Origin of the sequence: Glycomyces mayteni (assembly GCF_042428885.1) — a bacterium.
Taxonomy (GTDB): Bacteria; Actinomycetota; Actinomycetes; order Mycobacteriales; family Micromonosporaceae; genus Glycomyces; species Glycomyces mayteni.
This window is the reverse complement of the sequence record NZ_JBHMBP010000002.1, coordinates 14,790-40,586: the sequence shown is the minus strand read 5'-3', so window position 1 is coordinate 40,586 and position 25,797 is coordinate 14,790. Positions and strand designations below refer to the sequence as shown.

Below are 25,797 nucleotides of genomic sequence, written 5' to 3'. Positions count from 1 at the left end.
TCCGCTCCGTCTCCGAGGAGAGCCGTGTCCGCTGCCATCACTCCGGCCGTCAAAGCCGAGCAGACCCGCCTGGACGGGCTGTACGCCCGGGTCGACCGCCTCCGCGACGAGGCCGCCGAGCGCCTCGGCGAGGCCGGGCGCCGGCACGTGGAGAACGACCAGGAGCGCTCGCAGCGCGACGCGGAGACGCTGCTGTACCGGCGGCGGATCGCGCTCCTCGACGCGGTCGAGGAGGGCCTGTGCTTCGGGCGGCTCGACTACGTGGACGCGGCCGAGGCCCCGATGTACCTGGGGCGCATCGGCGTCCATGCGGAGGGCGGGGAGCAGCTCCTCGTGGACTGGCGCAGCGAGGCGGGCCGCCGGTTCTACCTGGCGACCGCGGCGTCCCCGGCGGGCGTGCGCCGCCGCCGCCACCTGCACACCAAGGGGCGGCGAATCAGGTCGGTGAACGACGAGGTCCTGGACCTCGACGCGGCCGTGGACTCGGATTCGACGATCGGGTCGGAGGGCGCGCTGCTGGCGGCCCTGGACGCGGCCCGCACGGGCGCGATGCAGGACATCGTGGCGACGATCCAGGCCGAGCAGGACCGGATCATCCGCGCGCCCTTGGAGGGCGTCATGATCGTGGACGGCGCCCCGGGCACCGGGAAGACCGCCGTCGCGCTCCACCGGGCCGCCTACCTGCTGTACGAGCACCGCGAGCGGCTCAAGCGCCAGGGGGTGCTCATCATCGGCCCCGGGAAGCAGTTCCTGCGGTACATCTCCGACGTGCTCCCGGGCCTGGCCGAGACGGACGTGCTGCTGCGCACGCCCGCGCAGCTGTTCCCCGGGATCGTCGCCGACCGGCCGGAGACCGACGCCGTCGCGGCGGTGAAGGGCCGCGCGGTCATGGCCGGGGTCATCGCCAGCGCGGTCGCGGACCGGCAGGTCGTGCCGCGCGAGCCGCTGCCGGTGGACTTCGAGGGGCACGAGCTGTGGCTGCGGCCCGAGAAGATCACGTCGGCGCGCGACGCGGCCCGGGAGACGGGTCTAGCGCACAACGAGGCGCGCGAGACGTTCCACAAGCGGGTCATCGCGGACCTGGCGACCCAGTACGCGGACATCATCGGGGAGGACCCGCTCGGCGGGGAGAACCTGCTGGGGCTGGCGGACCGGGCGCAGTTCGCGGTGGAGATCGCCTCGGACGCGGTGATCCGCGGGCAGATCGAGGAGCTGTGGCCCGAGCTGACGGCCGAGGAGCTGCTGGAGGACCTGTTCGCGTCGCCGGAGCGGATCGCCTCGGCGGCGGCGGTTTTGAAGAAGGAGGCCCGCGCGCTGCTGCACCGGCGGCCGGGCGGGTGGAGCGAGGCGGACGTGGCGCTGCTCGACGAGGCCGCCGAGCACTTGGGCGACGTGGAGCGGGCGCAGCGGGCGAGCGGGCCGAGCGCGGAGCAGATCGCGTACGCGCAGGACGTGCTCACGATCGCGGCCGGTTCGGCCTCGTTCGACTTCGAGGACGAGGAGTCGGAGCTGCTCCAGGCCACGGACGTCATCGACGAGTTCTGGCTCGGGGAGCGGCAGGTCGACGAGCGGTTCATCTCCGTTGCGGAGCGGGCGGCGGCGGACCGGCGGTGGATCTTCGGGCACGTGATCGTGGACGAGGCGCAGGAGCTGTCGCCGATGGAGTGGCGGGCGCTCATGCGCCGGTGCGTGACGCGGTCGTTCACGGTGGCCGGGGACCTCGCGCAGGCCGCGGGCCCGGTCGCGCCGGCCGGCTGGGGCGAGGTGTTCGGGGACTGGGACCTGGAATGGCGGGTCGAGCGGCTGACGGTGTCGTACCGCACGCCCAAGGAGATCATGAACGTGGCGGTGCGGGTCCTGGAGGCGATCGGCGTCGACGCGGCGCGGCCGCGCTCGGTGCGGGGCTCGGGGCACGAGCCGTGGCTTGAGGTCGCGGGCGAGGACGTGGACCGGGTCGTGGAGGAGCAGGTCGCGGCCGAGAAGCGGATCGTCGGGGACGGGAGCGTCGCGGTGGTGGCGACCGCGGAGCGGGCCGCGGGCCTGGCGGGGATCGCCGACGCGGCGGTGCTGACGGTGAAGCAGGCCAAGGGCCTTGAGTTCGACTCGGTGATCGTCGTGGACCCGGATGCGATCGCGGCCACGGGGTTGCGGAACCTGTACGTGGCGTTGACGAGGGCCACGAAGCGGCTCGGCGTTGTGTCTCCCGACAAACCGGTGTTCCCCGGCGCAGAGGTCCTGTAGGGGAAGCCGCAAGCTCATACACTGTCACCAGGTGTAGGAGGTGCGGGTTGACAACGAGGACCGGGGACCTGACCGGTGCGCTCGTCGACGGGCGCTACCGGCTGAAGCGGCTGATCGCCCAGGGCGGCATGGCGGACGTGTACGAGGCCGAGGACGTGCGGCTGGACCGCACGGTGGCCGTGAAGATGATCACCGCCGGGCGCGCGAGCGGGTTCGACCTGACGGCGTTCACGCACGAGGCGCGCACGATCGCCCGGCTCTCGCACCCGAACGTCGTGGCCGTGTTCGACCAGGGGGTCCACGAGGGACTCCCGTACGTGGTCATGGAGTACGTGCCCGGGACGACCCTGCGCGACCTGCTCAACCGGCGGCGGCGACTGCGCATCGACGAGGCCGTGGAGGTGTGCGCGCAGCTCCTCGACGGGCTCCAGGCCGCGCACGACTCGGGGCTGGTGCACCGGGACATCAAGCCCGAGAACATCCTCCTGAAGAACGGCGGGCGCGGCGACCGCGTCAAGGTCGTGGACTTCGGGCTGGCCGAGGCCGTCCACGGGGACCGCGACACCGGCGGGCCGCTGGTGGCGACCGCCGCGTACGTCGCACCGGAGCTGGTCGGCGGCAAGCCCGCGACGACCGCGAGCGACGTGTACTCGACGGCGATCCTGCTGTACGAGCTGCTGACCGGGGAGGTCCCGTTCGACGGGCCGGACTCGGGCGCGGTGGCACGCAGGCACGTCGAGGAGGACGTGCCGTCCCCGCGGCTGAAGGCCCCGGACGTGCCCGAGGGCCTCGCGGAGCTGGTGGTCTCGGCGGCCTCGCGGCGGCCCGGGTCGCGGCCGGTGGACGCGGGCGCGTTCCTGCGGCGGCTCCAGGCCGTGGACCTGCGGCACGTGCCGGGCTCGACCGGGCAGGTGCCGCGCCCGACCCGCGCGGTCCAGACGACGATGGTCGTGGACCACCCGAAGGCGAAGCGGAACTGGAAGGCCCTGGTCACGCTGGGGCTCATCGCGGCGGTGCTCGTGTCCGTCGCGGCGGCGGGCTGGTGGATCGGCATCGGCCGGTACACCTCGACGCCCTCGCTGCTGGACCAGGACCGGGACTCGGTCGAGGCGTACGCCGAGGAGCGGGGCTTCGACGTTGAGCTGGTCGACGGGTACAGCTCGTCGGTGCCCGTGGGAGGCGTGGTCTCGCAGGACCCCGAAGTGGGCGACCGCATCCGGCAGGGGGCCGTGATCACCGTGGTGGTCTCGCTGGGGCCGGAGCGGTACTCGGTGCCGGACCTGTCGGGCGGGAGCGAGGAGGACGCGCGGGCGGCGCTCGCGGCGTTCGACGCCGAGGTCACGGTGGAGCGCGAGTACAGCACCGACGTCGAGAAGGACGCGGTGACGCGCACCGACCCGGCCGCGGGCGAGGAGGTGAAGTCCGGGACGCCGGTGACGGTGTACGTCTCGGACGGGTTCCCGCCGCTGAACGTCCCCGACGTGGTCGGCCTGTCGCAGGAGGACGCGACGGCGGCGCTGGAGGCCGAGGGCCTGGCGGCCGGGGCGGTCACGCAGCGGCACAGCGACTCGATCCCGGAGGGGTCGGTCATCGAGCAGTCCCCCGGCGCTGACGCGCCCGCGGGCCCGGACGACCCGGTGGACCTGGTCGTCAGCTCGGGTCCCGAGCCCGTCGAGGTCCCCGACGTGGTCGGGATGGACGTCGAGGACGCGAAGGACACGCTCGAAGCGCTCGGGTTCACGGTGAAGACCGCGCAGATCTGGTTCACCGGGACGGTGTTCGAGCAGTCCCTGGACGCGGGGACCGAGTACCCGAAGGGCTCCGAGATCTGGCTCTGGGCCAGGTAGCGCGGACAGCGGAAGGGGCCGGGCGCTGATGCGCCCGGCCCCTTCCGCTTGGATCTACGCCGTCCCGGCGGCCTTGAGCTCCGTCATGGTGAACAGGGCCTTCAGGTCGATCCCGATGTCCGACAGGTTCTTCAGCCCGCCCGACTCGCGGTCGATGACGCAGACGCCCTGCTCCACGACCGCGCCGCGGTCCCGAAGCTCGCCGACCGCGTCCAGGACCGCGCCGCCGGAGGTGACGACGTCCTCGACGATGAACAGCCGCCGTCCCTCGACCTCGCCGCCCTCGGCCAGGCGGCACGTGCCGTAGGTCTTGGCCTCCTTGCGCACGAACAGCGCCGGGATGCCGGTGACCTGCGACAGCATCACCGCGATGGGGATGCCCCCGGTCTCCAGGCCCGCGAGCGCGTCCACGCCTTCGGCGGGCACCAGGGGCGCGAGCGCCTCGGCGATGCGCCGCAGCAGGACCGGGTCGGACTCGAACAGGTACTTGTCGAAGTACTCGTTCGCGACCACCCCGGACCGGAGCGTGAACTCGCCGGTCAGGTGCGAGCGGTCGAAGATGTCGCGGGCGAGGTCGGTGTGGGTCATGGGATCAGACTGCCACGCCGGGGCCGCTACGGGCGCAGCGGCGGGTAGGACGGGTCGAGGAGGTCACGCTCGGCGAGCCAGTTGTACAGCGGGGTCTCCTTCGGCCAGTGGCCCCAGCCGTGGTCGCCGGTGGCCGCGTGGCCGCCGAGGAGCTGCTGCTGCACCGGGTCGAGGTCGTTCCACCACGGCTCGTTCGGGAGGTGCTCGACGATGTCGCGGGCGCGGATCCAGCGCGGCGTGAACCCGAAGAACGCGACCTTGCGGGTCAGGTCCGAGTAGTTGTCGCTGCGGGCGTGCCAGATGCGGCGGTCGAAGAACATGACGTCCCCGGCGTTGCCGGTGACCTCGATGGCGCCTTCGGGGTCGGGCCACTCCATGTCGCGGCGCGGCGGGCCGTCGATCGAGTTCCACTTGTGCGAGCCGGGGATGATCTTGGTGTTCCCGCGGCCCTCGGCGGACAGGTCGGTGAAGAAGTACGCGAGCTTGACCGACAGGCGCGGGCGCGGGTCGGTCTCGGTCTCGCGGTTCTGGCGGCCGCCGTCCTGGTGCCACTCGAAGCGGAACGGGCGCTTGCCCTCGATGGGCGGGTGCTTGTCCACGTGGGAGTGGTAGACGTGGAAGTTCCAGCCGAGGATCGACCACACGTAGTGGAAGGTCCGGGGGTGGTTGAGGAGGAACGCGAGCTCCGGGCAGGAGGTGACGGCGTCGAGGCGGTGCATGGCGCCTTCGGGGCTGAGCCGCCCGGCCTCCCGCTCGACTTCGTAGACCCTGTCGAGGGCGTCCGAGCACCGCTTGATCTCGTCGGCGTCGAGGGCGCCGCGGATCATGAGGTAGCCGTCGCGATCGAAGGCTTCACGCTGCTCAGGTGTCAGCGCTTCGGCACCGACCGATGTCACTGCGGTCATCTCAATGCCTTTCCGGTTTCTGGGGGTGTTTCGTCGTCACCTAGACGCGTCGTCCACCCGCATTGGTTGCGCCGCCGAACCTGGAAAAAACAAGGCAAGGATTCGGCGGCGTTCGTTACCGGAAATGGTAGGGCTCATCGCTTCAGGAGCGCTGGAGAAATTCTCGATGTTCCATGAGAACTCGAATAAATCCCAAGAATCATCGCTATTCGGACGATCTATCACTGTCCGAAGAGGTCCGTGATCCAGTCGAGCCAGTCGAAGTTGAAGTCGAGCCAGGTCCAACTGAGTTCGCCGAGGTAGTCGATCCCGACCATGAACAGGAAGATCCCGGCCGCGAGGTGCGCGAGCCGCGCGGACTTGCGTTTGGCGTGGAGCCAGCGGCCCCACAGGATGCCCCCCGCGACGCGGATGAGGAAGAAGACGCCGATGGCGACGGCCAGGACCAGCAGGTAGCCCAGGACCTGGGACTGGAGGGTCTCCAGGCCCGTGGAGATGGTCTTGAGCAGCCACATGATGAGCGAGAACAGGCCGCCGATGACCGACAGCTCGAAGCCCTTCGCGAGCGACCCGGGCGGGCCGAGCAGCGGGGCCCGCTCCTCCTTGGCGAGGTCCTTCTCCTTGGGCTCCTCGGGGTCGGTGGCCAGGCGCAGGCGCGGCAGCGGGCCGCGGTTCTCGGCGGGCCCGGCGGACCGTCCCGGCGAGTAGGAGCCCTGGTCCGGGACGCGGACGCGGCCCGCGACGGGCTTGTCCTGCACGGGGCCGCGGGCCCCGGCGTCCATGATGCGGGTGCTGGCCGGGGGCGGGGAGCCGACGACCTGGGTCGGCGGAACGCCCATGGGCCCGTCCATGCGGCGGGTCCGGTCGGCGCCGCCGGGCGCGTCGAGGCGGCGCGTGGCGTCGGCCATGGCGGTGCTGCGGCCCCAGTCCACGCCGAGGTCGGGGAGGTTCGAGCGGGACACGACCGAGACGAGCTCGTTGATCCAGCGCGGCAGCTCCTCGGTGCGGGGCCGGTTCTCCGGGTCGTCGTCGAGCGGCGCGGTCAGCAGCTCGCGCAGGCGCGGGTTCGACTCCAGCACGGGGTGGCGGCGCAGCCGCGCCCACGGGACGCTCTGCTCCTGGCCGGGCGAGTCCGTGCGCGCGGTCGCGCCGGTGACGAGGTAGAACGCGATCGACCCGAAGCCGTGGACGTCGTAGGCGGGGCCGACGGTGCCCTGGTGGGCCTCGGGCCCGGCGGTCTCGCGCGTGTACGCGATGGTCGTCAGGTGCGCGGGCGTGTAGTAGCGGGCGCCGGTGAAGTCGATGACCTTCGCGGACCCGTCGGGGCCGATGATGACGTTGGCGGGCTTGAGGTCCATGTGCAGCACCGGGTGCGCGCCGACCGGCGGGTGGTGCATGGCGTTCATGACCTCGACGACCGAGCGGAGCGTGCGCGCGGCGTCCACGCGGCCCAGGCGCTGCGACAGGAGCTGGCGCAGGTCGTGGCCGGGGAGGTATTCGAGGACCTGGAAGGGCATCGGGTCGCCCTGCGGGGGGCGGCCCGACGGGTGCGGGGCGCGCCCGTAGAACGCGTCGATGCGGCGGCAGATCGAGCCGACGTTCCGCGAGTGGAGGTCCATGAGGACGGCGTCGCCCTTGTCCCAAGAGCGGAACTGGTGCTCCCGGGTGTCCTGCGGGTTGGGCCGGAAGACCTTCACCGTCAGGGGCGCGGAGGAGATGCCCGCCGACACGCGCACGGCCTGGTACACGTCGGCCTGGCCTCCGGAGCCGAGCATGCCGGTGAGCCGGTAGCTCTGCTCTGACCCCGGGAGGGGGTCGGCCGGGCCGCAGACGAGGTCAACGGTGGCGTTCGACATTGATCGGTCCTTCGCGATTCAGGCTGAGCCCATAGCGTAACGCCCGGAATCCACCCTTCGCGGTCCGCGGAGGGCCGGTTGTTCGCATCATCTCAGCATCGCTTCGGAGGCAACCGGGCGTCAGCGGCCCTGGCCCCAGGGGCTCTCGCCCTGCGGCTGCGAGCCGAAGCCCGCCGAGGGCTGGCCGTAGGAGCTGGCGGGCGCGGCCGGGGCGGCCGCGGGGTTCATCGGCTCGAACACGCCGCCGGGCTTGCCGGGCTGCTGCGGGGCGGCCGGGGCCGGCGCGGCCCGGTCGAAGGAGCCGGAGGACGCGGCCACGGGGGCGGCCGAGCCACCGCGGTTGAGCGACCACAGCGCGGGTGAGAAGGCGATGGCGAGGAGCGCGGCGCCGATGAGCCACGTGTCGATGAACCGGTCGTTGCCGCCCGGCCCGTCGTAGTCGAGTTGCGCCATCAGCACGGTGACGGCGAGGGCTCCGAGCGCGGCCAGGGCGAAGAGGACCTGGAGGAGCTGGAGGAGAACGCGAAGACCCTTGGACATGGATTGACGATACCGACACGCGTCCAATAACTCCAGGCGCGATGTGCCGAATCCTCCTGGTTCTCGGCCGAGCGTGAAGGCCCGGACACCAGTCCGGGCCTTCACGTGCGGAGCCGTTGCGCCTTAAGGGAGTTCGGGCAGCTCGTGCGTGGCCTCCCACGCGGTCAGCATGTCGATGCGGCGCTGGTGGCGCTCGGCGCCCGAGAAGGGCTCGTCCACGAACGCGTCCGCGAACGCGGTGGCCTCTTCCAGCGTGTGCATGCGCCCGCCGATCGCGACGACGTTCGCGTCGTTGTGCTGGCGCCCGAGCTTCGCGGTCTCGACGCTCCAGGCCAGGGACGCGCGGGCGCCGGGGACCTTGTTCGCGGCGATCTGCTCGCCGTTGCCGGAGCCGCCGATCACGATGCCGAGGCTGCCGGGGTCGGCCACCACCCGCGAGGCCGCGTGCAGGCAGAACGGCGGGTAGTCGTCCTCGGGGTCGTAGGCGTGCGGGCCGACGTCCACGACCTCGAAGCCGCGGCCGGACAGGTGCTTGACCAGGTGGTCCTTGAGTTCGAGGCCCGCGTGGTCGGAGCCGAGATAGATGCGCACGATGTCAGACCCTAACCCTTCGGGAGCTCGGCGATGGCCAGGCCCGCGCGGGCCTTGGGCACGAACCAGGTGGACTTGCGCGGCATCTTCAGCCGCTTGAGGTTCACATCGATGAAGTCGGGGACGGTCACCGGCGCGATGAGGATCGCCAGGTCCGCCCTGCCCGCGTCGACCTGCTCCTTGAGCCACGAGGCCGGGTAGTCGCCGCCGACGTAGGTGATGCGCTTGTCCCCCGCGTCCCAGCCCAGGAGCGCGGTGAACACCTCGTTCTCCACGCGCGAGTGGTCGAGCCGGTCGACCACGGAGCCGTCGAGGTCGCCGAAGGACACCTCCCAGGTGCGGCCCTGGCCGTACATGACGACCGTGCCGCCCTCGGCGGGCGTCTCGGGCGGGCCGTCGGTCTCCACGACGCTCGCGCCGATCTGCCCGATCTGCTCGACCAGCTGCGACGCCGAGCCCGGCAGGCCCTTCACGAGGCGGTGGTAGGGCCGGATGACGACCGACTGCGGGGTGGTCACGACCGCGAGGAACCGGTCCAGGCCGCCGACCTGCGCGGCGAGCGAGCGGTGGTTGCCGTCGGCGACGATGAGGTCGCCGTCCCCGGCCAGCGTGGTCAAGGCCTCCCCGGCCTCGCCGCCGATCGCCCAGATCTCGTGGGCGCGGCCCGACTCGTCGGTGTCGGCGGCCACGGGCGCACCCGCGTCCGCGATGGCGGCCTCGATCGCGGCGTGCAGCTCGTCGCCCCTGGAGGACTGGAGGAGCAGCACGGGGCTGAGGAGGTGGCGCAGGAGCTGGTTGAGCTCGTTGCGCTGCTTCACCTTCTCGATGAAGACGTCCTCGTTGCGGATGACCTTGCCGGGCTCGTCGGCGGAGGACGAGATCTCGGCGGTGTCGACCAGGCAGAACACGCCGTACGCGGTCGGTTCCTCGCCGCCGGAGATGCGGTAGGCCACGGCGACGTCGCCGAAGGCCGCGAAGCGCCCCGCGTCCTTGAGCGCGGCGAGGCGCTCGGCGGCCGCGGGCAGCGCGGCCGCGAAGTCGAGGCCCGCGGCCACCGCCTCGGGCGTGTGCGCGGGCATCTCGACGCCCAGCATGGATGCGGGGTTCGCCTCGATGATCCGCGTGATCTCGGTTTCGTCGGGGAACTCGTCGTAGTTCTTCGCGCCCGTGCCTCCAGTGGAGAGCCAGGCCAGGTCGATCGGGTGTGCAGCAGTCACGCCAGAAGCGTAATCGGTCGCGGTTCGATCACCATGGCCGCCGACCGGACTCCGGGAATGTGACACACTTCTTTCATATCCGAACCCAAGACGCTGGAGGCATCGTGCCGTCGACGCACATTCTCACCAGAGACGAGGCCGAGCGGCGTGCAGCGCTGCTCTCGGTCGACTCCTACACCGTGGAGCTCGACCTCACCGGGCACGAGCGGGGCGACACCTTCGGCTCGCGGACCGCGGTGGTCTTCTCGTGCACCGAGCCCGGGGCCGAGACGTTCATCGAGATCGCGGCCGAGCGGATCGAGGACGCGTTCCTGAACGGGGAGCCGGTGGACATCACCGGGTTCGACCCGAAGGCGGGCCTGCGGATCACCGGCCTGGCCGCGGAGAACGAGCTGATCGTGAACGCGATCTGCGCGTACTCGACCGACGGGCAGGGCCTGCACCGGATGACCGACCCGGTCGACAAGGAGACGTACCTCTACTCGCAGTTCGAGGTCGCCGACGCGCAGCGCGTCTACGCGTGCTTCGACCAGCCGGACCTGAAGGCGTCCTTCACGTTCCAGGTGCGCACCCCGCAGCACTGGACCGTGATCTCCAACATGCCGGCCGCGTCCGAGACCGAGATCGAGGCGATCCGGACCAAGGTCACGCTGTTCGAGACCTCGGTGCGGATGAGCCCGTACATCACCGCGATCTGCGCGGGCCCGTACTACGGCGTCCACGAGGTCCACGACGGCATCGACATGGGCCTGTACTGCCGCCAGTCCATGAAGGACTACCTGGACCCCGAGGGGGTCTTCGAGGTCACCCGCCAGGGCTTCGACCACTTCCACGCCAACTTCGGGGTGCGGTACCCGCTGCCGAAGTACGACCAGGTCTTCGCGCCCGAGTACAACTTCGGGGCGATGGAGAACTTCGGGTGCATCACGATCGCCGAGGCCTCGTTCCTGTTCCGCTCGCAGGTCACCGACTTCGAGCTGGAGCAGCGCGCGAACGTCATCCTCCACGAGATGGCGCACATGTGGTTCGGCGACCTCGTCACGATGCGCTGGTGGGACGACCTGTGGCTGAACGAGTCGTTCGCGGAGTGGGCCTCCCACTGGGCGAACGTGGAGGCCACGCGGTTCGACGGGGCGTGGACGACGTTCCTGTCGGCGCGCAAGAACTGGGGCTACGGCGCCGACCAGCAGCCGACGACGCACCCGGTGTACACCGCCGCGGGCGACACCGAGGAGATCCAGGCGAACTTCGACGGGATCACCTACTCCAAGGGCGCCTCGATCCTCAAGCAGCTCGTCGCCTACGTCGGCATCGACCCGTTCCTGGCGGGCCTGCGCGCGTACTTCTCGAAGCACCAGTTCAAGAACGCGGTCTTCGCTGACCTGCTCGGCGAACTGGAGGCCGCCAGCGGCAAGGAGCTCAAGGACTTCGCCGACACGTGGCTGCGCACGGCCGGGGTCTCGACCCTGCGCCCCGAGGTCGCCGTGGACGCGGACGGGAACTACACGAGCGTGACCGTCCTCCAGGAGGTCCCCGCGGAGCACCCCACGCACCGCACGCACCGGATCGCGATCGGCCTGTACGACCTCGACGGGGACGCGCTCGTGCGCCGCGACCGGATCGAAGTGGACGTCACCGGCGCGGCCACCGGGATTCCGGCGCTCGCGGGCGTGAAGCAGCCGGACCTGCTGCTGCTCAACGACGACGACCTCACCTACGCGAAGCTGCGCCTGGACGAGCGGTCGCTGGCGACCGCGGTCGCGCACACCTCGGCGCTGCCCGACTCGCTGGCGCGGGCGCTGATCTGGGCCGCGGCCTGGGACATGCTCCGCGACGCCGAGCTGACCGCGACGCAGTTCGTGGCGCTGGGCACCGGGAGCCTGACGGCCGAGGACGACATCAACATCGTCACGGTGGCGCAGCGGCAGGTCGCCGGGGCGCTCGCCTACGCGGCCCCCGAGCACCGCGCCGACCTGCGCGAGCAGTGGGCGCAGGCCGCGAAGGCCGCCATGGACGCCGCCGCGCCCGGCTCGGGCCCGCAGCGGTCCTGGGCGAAGGCGTACGCGTCGGCGTCCCGCTCCGAGGCCGACCTGGCCCGCGTCGCCGGATGGCTCGAAGGCGCGGACGTGCCCGAGGGCCTCGCGGTGGACGCGGACCTGCGCTGGGCCCTGCTGACGGTGCTCGTCGCCACCGGCACCCTCGGCGAGGACGCCATCGACGCCGAGCTGGACCGGGACTCGACCGCGGACGGCAAGCGCCTGTCGTTCATCGCCCGCGCCGTCGTCCCGACCGCGGAGGCCAAGCAGCGCGCCTGGGAGCGGATCACCGACCCGTCGACCGAGAACTACGTGCGCCGCTCCTCGATGCTCGGGTTCTCCACGCTCGACCAGGCCGACCTGGTCCGCCCGTACCTCAAGCCGTACCTGGACGCGGTGCCGGAGCTGTGGGAGAAGCTGGGCGCCCAGCAGGCCGTGGAGTACTCGAAGTACGCGTTCCCGTCGAGCCTGATCGACGAGGAGACCCTCGCGGTCCTCGACGCGTGGCTGGCCGAGGACCGCCCCGCGCCGATCCGCCGCGGCGTCGCCGAAGGCCGCGCCGACACCGCCCGGGCCCTCAGGGGCCAGGCGCTCGACGCGCAGTAGCGAGTCCGCTCGGGGCTCCGGGACCAGGCCGGCCCCGGAGCCCCGAGCGCTTTTCACACCGTTGGTAAGCTCGCCGTGTCGCGGCGCGGCCGCGGCGCCCGCCCGGGGATGAATGGAGAGAGCAGTCTTGTCCGCGCTTTTGCCGGTGGTCGTCCTCAGCGCCACCCTGGTCGCGTTGTTCGGGGTGGTCCTGCCGCTCCTGCTCCTCGGGCCCGTCCTCGCCTCGCGCACGCGCCCCCAGCCGCAGCAGCTCCTGTTCGCCGTGGTCCTGCTCATCCCCACCGTCGCCATCGGCTCGGTGTTCCTGTCCTGGTGGGCCATCGGCTGGCTCGGCCGCTACGACGTGTCCGCCCCGGAGCTCACGGGCATCGCGCTCGTCGCCGCCGCCGTCATCGGCCTCATGGCGCCCCTGCGCCTGCCCGGCGGCTCCGGCCCGTTCTGGCTCAAGCCGCTCCTGGGCTTCGCCGCGGGCATCCTCGTGCCGATGACGATCATCTGGACGGTCGAGGCGGGCCTCCACGAGCTCGCCGCCGCCGGGATCGCGCTGCTCGTCCTCGTCGTGCTCGTCGTGGTCTTCCGCGTCATCGCCAAGCCCATCGCCGACCGCCGCCAGGCCAAGCAGGTCCGCACCTCCGTACGCCGCTTCCAAGGCCAGCTCGTGGACGTCGCCGACGCCGCCTGGAGCCTCGCCGGCGCCCGCGGGGACGCGAACCGGATCATCCTCACCTACAGCGGCGAGGCCGACGGCAAGCCCGTCGGCGCGGCCCTGATGCTCAAGCGCGACATGGAATGGGTGCCCCAGGCCCGCGAGAACGAGTCCGCGGTCTTCGAGCTGGCGCGCGGCCTCAACGGCCAGCCGACCGAGGCGGTCCTGGCGCAGCAGCGGATCGGCACGCCCGCCACGTTGACCATGCGCATCCCCGGGACGACGATCCTGTCGATCCGCGAGACCGTCGCCGACACCCTCTCGTGGGTCGAGTTCGTCTCCAAGCTCGAACTCACCGACGCCGACGAGCTCATCAAGCGCCAGCAGCCCGACGCGCAGGACGCCAAAGAGTAAACACGCGAAACGGCGGCCCGGATGCATCGCATCCGGGCCGCCGTTCGCTTTGCTTAGCGCCCTTGGGCGGTCTCGGCGAGCATCCGCAGGCCGGTGACGATGCCCCCGGCGAGCTGGCCCGCGCCGAACGCGGCCTCCATCGAGAAGACCACGAGGGCCGCGGAGCGGTCCGGGATCTTCTCCTGCGCGAGGCGGCCGGTGACGATCTCCAGCTGCCGCTGCTCGGGCGAGACGGCGATGAGCACGGACCGGTCCGGGTCGGCGAGCCGGTCGTGCAGCTCCTCGGCCGCGCCGCGGACCGGGTCGTGCAGCGGGCCGACGTACACGCTGTAGTGCAGGCCGCCTCCGTCGCGCTCGGCCACCGACAGCGCCTCGTCGATGTGGAGCAGCTCCTTCACGTCGAAGGGCCCCTCCAGCATCGGCTGGCGCATCAGCTCGGGGCTGAGGTCCACGCCTTCGACGACGTCCGCGGCGACCGCGACCTGGTTACCACTTGCCATGGGAGCCTCCCTTGGGGCCGCCGGCGAGGGCCTCGCCGTGGGCGGCCGCGTCGAGCTCGGCCGCGTGCGAACCGGTGTCGCCGGGCACCGCGCCGTTGCGGGCGACGAACCAAACCGGCTTGAAGTCGTAGGGCTGGCCCGCACGGTAGCGGGACTGCGGGCGCGGGTGGCGCATGAAGACCACGGCGAAGACCGCGACCACGACCAGGATCGGGGCGCCGAACAGAATCAGCCAGTCCTGGAATGTCATTGTGTTGCTCCCCTAGTTGCAGAGACAGGGTGACCTCTCCGCCAGCCTAATCCAATTGCGCCCCTCACATCGCCGCAGGTGGGAAGTCGGTGCCCCGGGTCGCATGCACGGCCGATCACGAAGGGGCGAAAGGCATCGGACACGGACGGGGCCCGCCGGGGGTCCGAAGACCTGCCCGGCGGGCCCCGCCCGTCCGATGGGGAGCGCTATGAGAGGCGGGCGCGCTCCTTCCCGTGGCGCGGCAGCCACGCCTCCCAGGCCGGGTCGGGGCGGCGCTGGCCGCGGAAGCCGCGGAGCTGCCAGCCCGACGGGGGGCGGGGGACGCGGGGCAGGCGCCAGCCCAGCTCCGCGAGGGTCTTGTCGCTCTTGCGGTGGTTGCAGGGGGCGCACGCCGCCACCACGTTGTCCCACGTGTGGGTCCCGCCGCGCGAGCGCGGCACCACGTGGTCGATGGTCTCGGCCGAGGAGCCGCAGTACACGCAGCGCCAGTCGTCGCGGGTGAACACGCCCCTGCGGGACGGGCTCGCGCCCACCTGGCGGGGGATCGCGACATAGCGGTTCAGGCGCACCACCGAGGGGACGGGGATGTGCATGGTCTCAGAGCGCAGAAAACCGTCACCAGGAGTGACGGTCTCGGCCTTGCGGGTGAGCAGCAGCACCGCCGCTCGCTTCACCGGTATCACGCACAGCGGCTCGTAACTCTGGTTGAGCACCAGCGCCGACCCGAGGCCGACGCCGTGGGTGAAGAGATTCGGATGCACCCCTGGGGAAGGGTCATCGCTGTCAAGCGTGCTCCTATGTCGAGGACCTATCACGGTGACGTACCTCCAAGCCATCGGTCTCGTCAAGTTTGACCTATATCTCAGAAAATTGCACCCTGGTTCCGTGGGATCTTGAATGACGAGCGAATATCGTCTGATCGAACCCCCGGTGGCTCCGGACGGTGCGGTCCCGGTGCCCGTGCGGCCGGGGCGGAAGCGGAGAAGGATGACTGTGGTTACGGTTGCGGCGGCCGAGACGGCCTCACCCTGCGACGCGGGCTTCAACGCCTGCACCCTCCTGTTCAGGATCACCGAGAACGAGGAGTTCTCGGTGGACGCGGGCGTCGTCCTCGACAAGATCGGGCAGGTCCTGCTGATCCTCATCGCGGCGTTCGCGCTGCGGTGGCTGGTGAACCGGACGATCGCCCGGATCATCAAGCAGGTCACCACCATCAAGGGCCCGCAGTCGATCGCCGAGCTCGCCGACAAGCTCGGCTCCTCCAACTCCCGGCGCGAGGAGCTGCTGGGCGACCGGTCGGCGAAGCGGGCCGACACCCTCACCGGGGTGCTCCAGCACGTCGCGGGCATCGTCATCTACACGATCGCGTTCATGCTGGTCCTCAGCGCCTTCAGCGTGAACCTCGCGCCGATTCTCGCCAGCGCGGGCATCGCGGGCATCGCGATCGGCTTCGGCGCGCAGAACCTCGTGCAGGACTACCTGGCGGGGATCTTCATCCTCCTCGAAGACCAGTACGGCGTCGGCGACAACGTCGACGTCGGGGACGCCACGGGCACCGTGGTCGACATGGGCCTGCGGGTGACCACGCTCCGGTCGCTCGACGGGACACTGTGGTACGTGCGCAACGGCCAGATCCTGCGGGTCGGCAACTCCAGCCAGTCCTGGGCGTACGTGGTGGTGGACACGCCGCTGCCGCCGACGGCGGACATCGACCGGGCCGGGGAGATCATCACCGAGGTGGCGACCGCGTTCGTCGAGGACGAGGACTGGGAGGCCCACATCCTCAAGGCCCCCGAGTACCTGGGCCCGGTGGAGATGACCATCGACGAGATCAAGGTGCGCCTGGGCGTGCGCACCACCTCCGACCAGCAGTGGGCGGCCGGGCGCGAGCTGCGGCGGCGCGTGACCGAGGCGCTGCGCGAGGCCGGGATCATCGACCCGGCGGGCTCGGGGCGGATCTACGTGCCGCGCACGCTGCCGAACGCGCCCGCGTAGCGCGCACATGGTGATATCGCGCCCATTCGGTGTGACGCGCGCCGGATCGGCTTTCCAGTGCGCCCCGGGGTTGGCACGATTGGAAGATGCCTAGTGACAGCCCGCGAGCCGTTGTGCCCCTCACGCCGACAGGACAGCCCGCGCCCACGCAGTCGTTCTACGAGGCCGTGGGCGGCGAGGACGCCTTCGACCGCCTCGTGACCGCGTTCTACGCGCAGGTCGCCGAGGACCCGGTCATGCGGCCGATGTACCCGGAGGAGGACCTCCGCCCGGCCGCGCGCCGCCTGAAGATGTTCCTGGAGCAGTACTGGGGCGGCCCCCACACCTACTCGGAGGAGCGGGGCCACCCGCGCCTGCGGATGCGCCACGCGCCGTTCACGATCGGCGAGGTCGAGCGGGACGCGTGGCTCAAGTGCATGCGGACCGCGATGGACGAGGTGGCGCTGGCGCCGGAGTACGACCGCGTGATGTGGGAGTACATGGAGCGTGCGGCGGACTTCATGCGGAACGCGTGAAGCAGAGGCGCAGCATGAGGAACGCGTAAGTCGAAGACGTGGAGCAGGGCCCGGGCGATGCGCCCGGGCCCTGCCGTCGTTCTCAGGGGCTCACGGGGAGCAGCGGACGATGACCTCCTGGTAGAGCTCGGCGGATTGCTCCTGGTACTCGACGTACTCGTCGGTGAACAGCTCCTCGAAGCTCTCCGCGTCGGTGTTCAGCTCGCCCTCGAACTCGTAGCTGTTGTACGCGTCGAAGGCGGTCTGGCAGGCCTCGAAGTCGTCGGCGGTGAGCTGGAGCGCGGCGAGGTCGCTCACGAGCTCGCCGTTCTCGGTCTTGAGGTCGTCGTGGACGTCGATGAGCCGCTCAAGTTCGGCGGCGTTGCCCTCGGACTCCTCGGATTTCTGCGTGTAGGCGTACGCGAAGGCCCCGGCGACGAGCGCGACGACGACGAGCGCGATCGCCAGGACGACGGTCCCGGCCTTGGAGGGCTTGCGGGGCGGCTGCGGGGGCGGCATGAGCATCGGGCCGGTCGGGGCGGACTGGACCGGGATCGGGCCTGTGGGCAGGGGCGGCCCGTATTGCGAGGGAACGGCCTGAGGGGGCGCGGCCTGGGGCGCGGCGGCCGGGGGCGGGGTCATCGCGGGCGGCAGCTGGGACGGCGTCGCGGCGGGGGCCGGGCTTTCGGCCGGGGCGGCGAAGGCCGGGGCTTCCGGAGCCGGGGCGGGGGCTTCGGGAGCCGCACCGGCGGCGGGGGCTTCCGGCGCCGGTGCCGGGGACTCCGCGGGGGGCTCGTTCGCCGGGGGTTCGGCGGCGGGGTTCGGGAGGGTCATGGGTGCTCCTGTATTCATTTGAATGCCAAGGGAACCTACAGATTACCGAAGTCCCTTGGAAAGCGCAGTCCCGATTCCCCGTGCGCCCCAGGCGTTTGCCCAGCTAGAGAGCACCAGTCCCGGCAATTCCGACCAAAAGGGACTGGACAGAGGGGATTCCCGGCGCGAAAACGGGGGGCGGAACGCGAATGCGTTCCGGCCCCCGTTCGGGTCTCGCGGGGCGTTACAGGAGTTCGCCTTCGAGCCACTCCACGAACGTGCCGGAGATGGCGGTCCCGCAGTCGATGAGCTCCTCAAGGAGCGCGGTGGTGATGCCGGGGCGGACGGGGACCTGGATCTCGCCGAACACGGGGAGCGCGCCGGACTCGGTGGGTTCGCCGAGGTAGGCCTTGAGGAAGCGGCGGGTGCGGTTCCACTCGTTCATGGCCGCGTAGCCGCGCTCGGCCCACTCGCGGGGGACGGTCTGGTACGCGCGGGCGCGCAGCACCAGGATGTCGGCGTCCGGGCCCTCGGCGCGGACCTGCACGATGTGCCGCTCCCAGAGGGCGACGATGCCGCCGTTCTCGTCCACGAGGTAGCGGATGTCGAGGTTCTTCAGGGCCGCGATGATGCGGTCGGCGTCGAGCGGGGCGGCCTCGTCGCGGGCGTCGGCCGCGATCTGCTCAAGGTCCGTGATGAAGTCCGGGTCGATCTCGGCGAGGTCGGCCTTGATCAGGTGCCAGCGCTCGACCTCGGAGATCTGCTCTTCCTCGGGGCCGAGGAGGAGCTGCTCGGCGGTCGTCTCGTGGCGCAGCTCGCGGCCGGCGAGCTCCATTTCGAGGGAGTCCGCCGCCTCGCGCTCGGCGCGCGGGTTCGGGACCGCGCTGGGCTGGCTGCCGCGCGCCTGGGCGCGCTCGGCCGAACCGCCGATCTCGCTGTCGGCCTCGGGGACCGCCTCGGTCACCGGGTTGTCTTCTGCGTCGCGTTTTCTGCTGCGCCACCATGCCATGGTGTTGTCCGCCTTCCCACCCAAAATGCGAATCACTGGCGTACTTGGGTACTTCGTTGGCTTTTGCACTGGACTGAAGCATTGGTTGTGATTGGTTGTGCTTCGCCGGGCACAGCCAAGTTACGTCGCGTTGCAGTGAGCAGACTAGGGACTCGGTGCGACTTGGCACAACCGTCAGCCAATCCTGACTGAAAGTATGAACCGTCGAGCGTTTGTTCGCAGGCCCGCTCTGGGTACTGTCACGGGTTTCATATGTATCAGAGACGGAAGCGCCGTCCCATCCTCCGGACGTCGGGAATCGGTCACTGAACGGTGTGACGGCAGTTCGGGTAACAAGAGGGGCAGGCCGCGGTCGCGTTCCCAGACGGCCCCGAACGTCCCGGACAGGCCCAGGCGCCTCCCGGCGCGCAGGACCTTCACCGGCTCCTCCCCCAGGAACCCCATGCGGCACAGGGCGGCCACGAGCCGGACCTGGACCGGGTAGTGCGCGCCGCCGTGCTCGATCGTGAGCGCGACGTGGTCGAGCATGGCGTCCCGCAGGCGCCGGTCGCCGACGCCGCTGCCGCGGCGCTCGCGGAGGGCGTCCCCGGCCTTGCGGTCGATGTCGGCGACCTCGACGGCGGGCACGGTCTCGACGACGGCCCAGGGCCGCTGCGGGAGGCGCCCGCGCCAGGCCGACTCGGGCCGCGCGGCCGCGTCCCCGGCGGCGAGGTCGGCGGCGCGGTAGACGCCGTCGGGGAGGCCCTCGGCGGCGCGGACCGCGAGGACGCCGATCGGCAGGGTCGCCCACAGGCGCCCGTCGCGTGCGAGGACGGGCGCGTCGGGGTCGAGCCGGGCGACGCGGGCGGCGAAGGCGGGGCCGTCGCCGGAGGTCACTCGGTCCACCGCTCCAGGAAGGCCCGCTCGGCGTCGGTGACGCGGCGGGGCCGCTGGGTCGCGGTGTTGAACGGGACCATCACCGTCTTGGCCTTGAGCGCCAGCTTGTCGTTGGCGACCAGCTCGTAGGCGAACGTGAACGAGGAGTTCCCGATCCGCTCGACCCACAGCTCCACGCGGGTCTCGGCGGGCACGACCACGGGCAGCAGGAAGTCCACTTCGTGGCGGGCGACGACGACGCCTTCGCGGAAGCCGGAGATCCCGGCGTCCTCGGCGGCGTCGAACATCATCGCCACGCGGGCCTCTTCGAGGAGGACCATGAACTTGTTGTTGTTGACGTGCCCGAACACGTCCATGTCCGACCAGCGCAGCGCCACGTCGACCTTGAAGCGGGCCACGGCTAGTCCCGGGTGAGCTTGCGGTGCGTGACGCGGTGCGGGTTGGCGGCGTCGGGGCCGAGGCGCTCGATCTTGTTCTTCTCGTACGAGTCGAAGTTGCCCTCGAACCAGAACCACTTCGGCATGCCCTCCGCGTCCTCGCCCTCCCAGGCGAGGATGTGGGTGGCGACCTTGTCGAGGAAGGCCCGGTCGTGGGAGATGACCACGGCGCAGCCGGGGAACTCCAGGAGGGCGTTCTCCAGGCTGGAGAGCGTCTCGACGTCGAGGTCGTTGGTGGGCTCGTCGAGGAGCAGCACGTTGCCGCCCTGCTTCAGCGTGAGCGCCAGGTTGAGCCGGTTGCGCTCGCCGCCGGAGAGGACCTTCGTGGGCTTCTGCTGGTCCGGGCCCTTGAAGCCGAACGCGGCGATGTAGGCGCGCGAGGGCATCTCGACCTTGCCGACCATGAGGTAGTCGAGGCCGTCGGAGACGGTCTCCCACACCGACTTGTCGCCGGCGAGCCCGGCGCGGTTCTGGTCGACGTAGGAGAGCTGGACGGTGCCGCCGACGTTCACGGTGCCCGAGTCGGGCTTCTCGATCCCGACGATGGTCTTGAACAGCGTGGTCTTGCCGACGCCGTTGGGGCCGATGATGCCGATGATCCCGTTGCGCGGCAGGTTGAAGTCGAGGCCGTTGATGAGCGTGACGCCGTCGAAGCCCTTGTGCAGGTCCTTCACCTCGATCACCGTCGAGCCCAGGCGCGGGCCCGGCGGGATCTGGATCTCCTCGAAGTCGAGCTTGCGGGTCTTCTCGGCCTCCGCGGCCATCTCCTCGTACCGGCCGAGGCGGGCCTTGGACTTGGTCTGGCGGCCCTTGGCGTTGGACCGGACCCATTCGAGCTCGTCCTTGAGGCGCTTCTGGAGCTTGGAGTCCTTGCGGCCCTCCACCTTCATGCGCTCGGCCTTCTTCTCCAGGTACGTGGAGTAGTTGCCCTCGTAGGGGTAGGTGCGGCCGCGGTCGAGTTCGAGGATCCACTCCGCGACGTTGTCGAGGAAGTACCGGTCGTGGGTGATGGCGATGACGGCGCCGGCGTAGGAGGCGAGGTGGCGCTCCAGCCAGAGCACCGACTCGGCGTCGAGGTGGTTGGTGGGCTCGTCGAGGAGCAGCAGGTCGGGCGCTTCGAGCAGCAGCTTGCACAGCGCCACGCGGCGGCGCTCGCCCCCGGAGAGGTTGGTGACCGGCCAGTCGCCGGGCGGGCAGCGCAGCGCGTCCATGGCCTGCTCGATCTTCGAGTCGAGCTCCCAGGCGTTGGCGGCGTCGAGCTCCTCCTGGAGGCGGCCCATCTCCTCCATCAGCTCGTCGGTGTAGTCGGTGGCCATCTCCATGGCGACCTCGTTGAACCGGTCGAGCTTGCCCTGGATGTCGGCGACGGCCTCCATCACGTTGCCCATGACGGTCTTCGACTCGTTCAGGGGCGGCTCCTGGGCGAGCATGCCGACCGTGGCGCCCACGGCGAGCTTCGCCTCGCCGTTCGACACCTGGTCCTGGCCCGCCATGATGCGCAGGAGGCTGGACTTGCCGGCGCCGTTGGGGCCGACCACGCCGATCTTCGCACCCGGGTTGAAGTACAGGGTGACGTCGTCGAGGACGACCTTGTCACCGTGCGCCTTGCGCGCCTTTTCCAGGGTGTAGATGAACTGCGCCACGCTGATCCTTCGCTTTGCGACGGGCTGTACGGAACTGACCGGTACCAATGATGTCAAGCCCCGGGGCGCACCCGCCAATGGGGCCTCGCGCGAGCGCGCGTACGTCACCACCGCCTCGTCTCCACCGCCGAAAAGACGCCCCTTCCCCGCTAGGCTTGGAGAAAGGAGGAAAACGAATTGAGCAACGCACAGTTCATCGTCGTGGCCAACCGCCTCCCCGTCGACGCAGTCGTCGATGCAGAGGGAAACCGAACCTGGCGCCGATCCCCTGGCGGCCTCGTCACCGCCCTCGAACCCGTTCTCCAGGCCAACCGGGGCACTTGGATCGGGTGGGCCGGCACCGCCGGAGCCGCCCCCGAGCCCTTCGAGTCCGACGGCGTCACGCTGCTGCCGGTCGAACTCAGCGAGAACGAGATCTTCCGCTACTACGAGGGGTTCTCGAACGCCTCGCTGTGGCCGCTCTACCACGACGCGGTCGAGCCCCGCGTCTTCCGCCGCTCCTGGTGGAAGTCCTACTACGAGGTGAACGAGCGGTTCGCCGAGGTGTGCGCCCGCGAGGCCGCGCCCGGCGCGGTCGTGTGGATCCAGGACTACCAGCTCCAGCTCGTCCCCGGCATGCTCCGCGAGCGCCGCCCGGACCTGCGGATCGGGTTCTTCCTGCACATCCCGTTCCCGCCCGTCGAGCTGTTCATGCAGCTCCCCCACCGCATGGAGATCCTCAAGGGCCTCCTCGGCGCCGACCTCGTCGGCTTCCAGCGGCCCCTCGCGGCGCAGAACTTCCTCGCGCTCACCCGGCACCTGCTCGGCTACCGGCCGAGGGGGCACTACGTCACCGTCGACGACCGCCTCGTCAGGGCCGACGCCTTCCCCATCTCCATCGACACCGCCGCCAACGAAGAGGTCGCCGGCACCGAACGGGTCCGCCAGCGGGCCAAGGAGATCCGGGCCGAACTCGGCGAACCCGAGACGATCTTCCTCGGCGTGGACCGGCTCGACTACACCAAGGGCATCGAGGTGCGCCTCAAGGCGTTCCGCGAGCTCCTCGAAGACGGCCGCCTGGAGGTCCCCAAGGCCGTCATGATCCAGGTCGCGACCCCCAGCCGCGAACGCGTGGACCAGTACGTGGCCCTGCGCGAACGCGTCGAACGCGAGGTCGGGCGCATCAACGGCGAGTACGGCCAGGTCGGGCTCCCCGCCGTGCACTACCTGCACCAGTCGTTCGACCGGTACGAGCTCGCCGCGCTCTACCAGGCCGCCGACGTCATGGCCGTGACGCCCCTGCGCGATGGGATGAATCTCGTCGCCAAGGAGTACGTCGCCAGCCAGGCCGACAACCGCGGCGCACTCGTCCTGAGCGAGTTCGCCGGTGCCGCAGGCGATCTGCGGCAGGCGTTCCTCGTCAACCCGCACGATCTGACAGACCTGAAAGACGGGTTCGTGACAGCGGCGACCGCGTCCGCCGACGATAAGATGAAGAGAATGCGCGCCATGAGGAGGTACCTGCGCAAGCACGACGTGTCCCGGTGGGCCCGCTCGTTCCTCACGGCGCTGGGAGTTCCGGAGCGCAGCGCGGCGTACAATCCGGGCAGCCTGCCCTCCGCCGACTGAAAACGGCAGGCAGGGGCCGGTAGGCACACATATTCCGCAACGACGGTGTTGGAGAGATACGCCACGATGACCGCACCTAGCCCAGAGGGCCGTGCTCCGGAGAGCCCCGGCTCCTCCGAAGAGCTCCGCTCGGCCCTCACCTTGCTCGCCCGCGTTCCGCAACTGCTGATCGCGTGCGACTACGACGGCACGCTCGCCCCCATTGTGACCGATCCCTCGCAGGCCAAACCGATCCCCGAATCGGTGTCGGCCCTGCGGACGCTCGCGAACCTGCCGCAGACCAAGGTCGCGGTCATCTCGGGTCGCGCCCTGCGCGACCTGGCGGCCCTGTCCCGCCTGCCTTCCGAAGTACACCTGGTCGGATCCCACGGGTCCGAGTTCGACATCGGCTTCACCCGGGCGCTCTCCAGCGAGGACCAGCGGTTGCGCGACAAGCTCGTCGCCGAGCTCACCGCGATCGCCGAACGCTACAAGGGCGCCCGGGTGGAGCCCAAGCCCGCGGGCGCGGCCCTGCACGTGCGCGAGAGCAGCGAGGCCGACGCGACCGGCGCGGTCGACGACGTCCGCGAAGGCCCCTCCACGTGGGACGGCGTGCAGACCACCGAGGGCAAGGCCGTCATCGACCTGTCCGTGGTCGCCACCCACAAGGGCGACGCCCTCGACAAGCTCCGCCACCAGCTCGGCGCCTCCGCGGTCCTGTTCCTGGGCGACGACGTCACCGACGAGAACGCGTTCGCGCACCTCCACGGCCCCGACGTCGGCGTCCGCATCGGCCCCGGCCCCACCCGGGCCGCCTACCGGCTCGACGACCCCGAAGCCGTCGCGAAGCTCCTCGCGAGCCTCGTCGACACCCGCCGGGCCTGGCTCCAAGGCGAATCCGCGCAGCTCATCGAGCGGCACGCGATGATCGCCGACGGCGCCAACCACGCGCTCCTCACCCCCGAGGGCCGCGTCACCTGGATGTGCCACCCCAAGCCCGACTCCGGATCGGTCTTCGCCGACCTCCTCGGCGGCGACCACGCCGGGCACTTCACCGTCCAGCCCGTCAGCGCCGGCATCCCCCTCGGCCAGCGGTACGTCGCCGGGACCATGTCCGTCGAGACCCGCTGGTCCGGCCTGTCGGTCACCGACTGGCTCGACTCCACCCCGCGCCGCCGCGGCGACCTCAACGCCACCGTCCTCGTCCGCGAGGTCACCGGCGAGATCCCCGTCAAGATCACGTTCGCGCCCCGGCCGGAGTTCGGGCAGATCCCCGTGCAGCTCCAGCCCGTCGGCGACGAGGGCCTCAAGGTCCTCGGCGGCCGCGAGCCCATCAGCCTGCGCTCCCCCGGCGTCGACTGGCACATCGAGTACGACGGCCAGCACTCCCTCGCCGTCGCCACCGTCGACCTCGCCCAGGTCGGCGGCTCCCTCGTCCTGGAGATGCGCGCCGGGATCGACGACCTCAGCGAATGGCGCCCGCCCGTCCACGTCCGCCGCCGCACCACCGAGGCCGGCTGGCGCAACTGGTCGGACTCCCTGAAGCTCCCGCGCATCGAGCCCGAGACCGTCGGCCGCTCCGCGCTCACGCTCAAGGCCCTCTGCTACCAGCCGACCGGCGCGATCCTCGCCGCGGGCACCACCTCGCTCCCCGAGGAGCTCGGCGGCGTCCGCAACTGGGACTACCGGTTCTGCTGGATCCGCGACGCCGCCATGACCGCGAACGCGCTCGTCGACCTCGGCTCCCTCCAGGAGGCCGAGTCCTACTTCACGTGGATCGCGGGCATCCTGGAACGCACCGCCGGGCACCCCGAGCGGCTCGCGCCCCTCTACGACATCGAAGGCCAGGCCCCGAGCCCCGAGGCCATCATCGACACGCTCCCCGGGTACGCCGGGGCGCGCCCGGTGCGCATCAACAACGCCGCGTCCAACCAGGTCCAGCTCGACGTGTTCGGCCCCGTCGCGATGCTCATCGAGGCCGTCGCGCAGCGCCGCGGGCACCTCTCGGAGTTCGAGGAGCGCGTCATGGCGAGCATGGTCGAGGCCGTCGCCAAGCGCTGGCACGAGCCCGACCACGGCATCTGGGAGGCCCGCCAGGCCCCCCGGCACCACGTCTACTCCAAGGTCATGTGCTGGGTGACCGTGGACCGGGCGCTCAAGGTCGCCGAGCAGTTCGGCATGGAGTACAAGCCCGACTGGCCCGAACTGCGCGACCAGATCGCCAAGAACGTCCTCGAACTCGGCTGGCACGACGAGGCCGGGGCCTACACGGCCGCCTACGGCCACGACGACCTCGACGCCGCGTCCCTGTGGGTCGGCCTCTCCGGCCTGCTCCCGCCCGACGACCCGCGCTACCTCAAGACCGTCCTCAAGATCGAGGCCGGACTGCGCTCGGGCCCGTCCGTCTACCGCTACCACCGCGACGACGGCCTGCCCGGCACCGAGGGCGGGTTCATCATCTGCGCCGCCTGGCTCGCCGAGGCGTACCTCCAGGTCGGCCGCCGCACCGACGCCGAGGAGCTGTTCGAGCAGATCCTCGCGTGCGCCGGGCCCACGGGCCTCCTGCCCGAGCAGTGGGACCCGATCGCCGAACGCGGCCTCGGCAACCACCCGCAGGCGTACTCGCACCTCGGCCTCATCCGGGTCGCGAACCTCCTGAACGGCGCCGCCGGACACATCTGAGGATGATTCGAGGCGGGGGCTAAT

22 protein-coding genes are annotated in these 25,797 nt (G+C 70.9%); 8 read left to right on the top strand and 14 right to left on the bottom strand.

Annotated features, from left to right (window positions below; all coding sequences use genetic code 11):
• The first annotated feature begins 24 nt into the window (after nt 1–24).
• Complete coding sequence (locus ACFFXY_RS06785; RefSeq protein ID WP_382347503.1) at nt 25–2,241, top strand: HelD family protein; 2,217 nt, start codon at nt 25–27, stop codon at nt 2,239–2,241.
• A gap of 47 nt (nt 2,242–2,288) precedes the next feature.
• Nucleotides 2,289–4,088, top strand: coding sequence for a Stk1 family PASTA domain-containing Ser/Thr kinase (locus ACFFXY_RS06780; RefSeq protein WP_382347500.1), 1,800 nt, complete (start codon nt 2,289–2,291; stop codon nt 4,086–4,088).
• 54 nt (nt 4,089–4,142) lie between these two features.
• Here the strand turns inward: ACFFXY_RS06780 and pyrE are convergent, their stop codons facing one another.
• From pyrE to ACFFXY_RS06750, 6 genes are all read right to left on the bottom strand, one after another.
• On the bottom strand, nt 4,143–4,676 hold the full coding sequence (pyrE, locus tag ACFFXY_RS06775; RefSeq protein WP_382347498.1) for an orotate phosphoribosyltransferase: 534 nt from the start codon (nt 4,674–4,676) through the stop codon (nt 4,143–4,145).
• A 26-nt stretch (nt 4,677–4,702) separates the two neighbouring features.
• Nucleotides 4,703–5,581 (bottom strand): phytanoyl-CoA dioxygenase family protein, encoded by an 879-nt coding sequence (locus ACFFXY_RS06770; protein WP_382347496.1) that lies wholly within the window; start codon nt 5,579–5,581, stop codon nt 4,703–4,705.
• 221 nt (nt 5,582–5,802) lie between these two features.
• A complete protein-coding gene (locus ACFFXY_RS06765) occupies nt 5,803–7,437 on the bottom strand; it encodes a protein kinase domain-containing protein (protein WP_382347493.1) in 1,635 nt (544 codons plus the stop codon).
• 120 nt (nt 7,438–7,557) lie between these two features.
• On the bottom strand, nt 7,558–7,977 hold the full coding sequence (locus ACFFXY_RS06760) for a hypothetical protein (protein WP_382347490.1): 420 nt from the start codon (nt 7,975–7,977) through the stop codon (nt 7,558–7,560).
• A 123-nt stretch (nt 7,978–8,100) separates the two neighbouring features.
• Nucleotides 8,101–8,568 (bottom strand): ribose-5-phosphate isomerase, encoded by a 468-nt coding sequence (locus tag ACFFXY_RS06755; protein WP_382347488.1) that lies wholly within the window; start codon nt 8,566–8,568, stop codon nt 8,101–8,103.
• Nucleotides 8,569–8,579: 11 nt separating this feature from the next.
• Complete coding sequence (locus ACFFXY_RS06750) at nt 8,580–9,785, bottom strand: DUF1015 family protein (protein ID WP_382347486.1); 1,206 nt, start codon at nt 9,783–9,785, stop codon at nt 8,580–8,582.
• A gap of 104 nt (nt 9,786–9,889) precedes the next feature.
• Here ACFFXY_RS06750 and pepN point away from each other — a divergent pair, with 104 nt between their 5' ends.
• Together pepN and ACFFXY_RS06740 are read left to right on the top strand one after the other, a co-directional pair.
• Entirely contained in the window at nt 9,890–12,427 is a 2,538-nt protein-coding gene (gene pepN, locus ACFFXY_RS06745; RefSeq protein ID WP_382347484.1) for an aminopeptidase N, read from the top strand.
• 127 nt (nt 12,428–12,554) lie between these two features.
• On the top strand, nt 12,555–13,487 hold the full coding sequence (locus ACFFXY_RS06740) for a hypothetical protein (RefSeq protein WP_382347482.1): 933 nt from the start codon (nt 12,555–12,557) through the stop codon (nt 13,485–13,487).
• Between the two features lie 53 nt (nt 13,488–13,540).
• Here ACFFXY_RS06740 and ACFFXY_RS06735 read toward each other — a convergent pair whose 3' ends face one another.
• The 3 genes from ACFFXY_RS06735 to ACFFXY_RS06725 form a co-directional block, all read right to left on the bottom strand.
• Complete coding sequence (locus tag ACFFXY_RS06735; protein ID WP_382350535.1) at nt 13,541–13,918, bottom strand: DUF5130 family protein; 378 nt, start codon at nt 13,916–13,918, stop codon at nt 13,541–13,543.
• Nucleotides 13,919–13,973: 55 nt separating this feature from the next.
• The gene (ctaJ, locus tag ACFFXY_RS06730) at nt 13,974–14,237 is read right to left on the bottom strand and encodes an aa3-type cytochrome oxidase subunit CtaJ (RefSeq protein WP_359953482.1); all 264 of its coding nucleotides are present in this window, start codon (nt 14,235–14,237) and stop codon (nt 13,974–13,976) included.
• A 206-nt stretch (nt 14,238–14,443) separates the two neighbouring features.
• Nucleotides 14,444–14,998, bottom strand: a complete 555-nt coding sequence (locus tag ACFFXY_RS06725; RefSeq protein ID WP_245888852.1) for an HNH endonuclease — start codon at nt 14,996–14,998, stop codon at nt 14,444–14,446.
• 232 nt (nt 14,999–15,230) lie between these two features.
• Here ACFFXY_RS06725 and ACFFXY_RS06720 point away from each other — a divergent pair, with 232 nt between their 5' ends.
• Nucleotides 15,231–16,232: a mechanosensitive ion channel family protein gene (locus tag ACFFXY_RS06720; RefSeq protein ID WP_382347478.1), complete on the top strand. Its 1,002-nt coding sequence runs from the start codon at nt 15,231–15,233 to the stop codon at nt 16,230–16,232.
• A gap of 86 nt (nt 16,233–16,318) precedes the next feature.
• Nucleotides 16,319–16,747 carry a globin gene (locus tag ACFFXY_RS06715; protein WP_359953478.1) on the top strand — a complete coding sequence of 143 codons (429 nt, stop codon included), beginning with the start codon at nt 16,319–16,321 and terminating at the stop codon, nt 16,745–16,747.
• Nucleotides 16,748–16,837: 90 nt separating this feature from the next.
• On the opposite strand, the gene ACFFXY_RS06710 is transcribed toward ACFFXY_RS06715, so the two are convergent.
• The 5 genes from ACFFXY_RS06710 to ettA form a co-directional block, all read right to left on the bottom strand.
• A complete protein-coding gene (locus ACFFXY_RS06710; protein ID WP_382347476.1) occupies nt 16,838–17,560 on the bottom strand; it encodes a hypothetical protein in 723 nt (240 codons plus the stop codon).
• A 223-nt stretch (nt 17,561–17,783) separates the two neighbouring features.
• Nucleotides 17,784–18,548, bottom strand: coding sequence for a type III secretion system chaperone family protein (locus ACFFXY_RS06705; RefSeq protein WP_382347473.1), 765 nt, complete (start codon nt 18,546–18,548; stop codon nt 17,784–17,786).
• Nucleotides 18,549–18,722: 174 nt separating this feature from the next.
• A complete protein-coding gene (locus tag ACFFXY_RS06700) occupies nt 18,723–19,433 on the bottom strand; it encodes a DUF8185 domain-containing protein (RefSeq protein ID WP_382347470.1) in 711 nt (236 codons plus the stop codon).
• Nucleotides 19,421–19,822, bottom strand: coding sequence for an acyl-CoA thioesterase (locus ACFFXY_RS06695; RefSeq protein ID WP_382347468.1), 402 nt, complete (start codon nt 19,820–19,822; stop codon nt 19,421–19,423). The genes ACFFXY_RS06700 and ACFFXY_RS06695 overlap by 13 nt, the downstream gene beginning before the upstream one ends.
• Before the next feature lie 2 nt (nt 19,823–19,824).
• Nucleotides 19,825–21,504 carry an energy-dependent translational throttle protein EttA gene (gene ettA / locus ACFFXY_RS06690; RefSeq protein ID WP_382347465.1) on the bottom strand — a complete coding sequence of 560 codons (1,680 nt, stop codon included), beginning with the start codon at nt 21,502–21,504 and terminating at the stop codon, nt 19,825–19,827.
• Between the two features lie 177 nt (nt 21,505–21,681).
• Between ettA and ACFFXY_RS06685 the strand changes: the two genes are divergently transcribed.
• Both ACFFXY_RS06685 and otsB read left to right on the top strand, forming a co-directional pair.
• Nucleotides 21,682–23,112 (top strand): alpha,alpha-trehalose-phosphate synthase (UDP-forming), encoded by a 1,431-nt coding sequence (locus ACFFXY_RS06685; protein WP_382347462.1) that lies wholly within the window; start codon nt 21,682–21,684, stop codon nt 23,110–23,112.
• Between the two features lie 66 nt (nt 23,113–23,178).
• Entirely contained in the window at nt 23,179–25,773 is a 2,595-nt protein-coding gene (otsB, locus tag ACFFXY_RS06680; protein WP_382347459.1) for a trehalose-phosphatase, read from the top strand.
• Nucleotides 25,774–25,797: the final 24 nt, after the last annotated feature.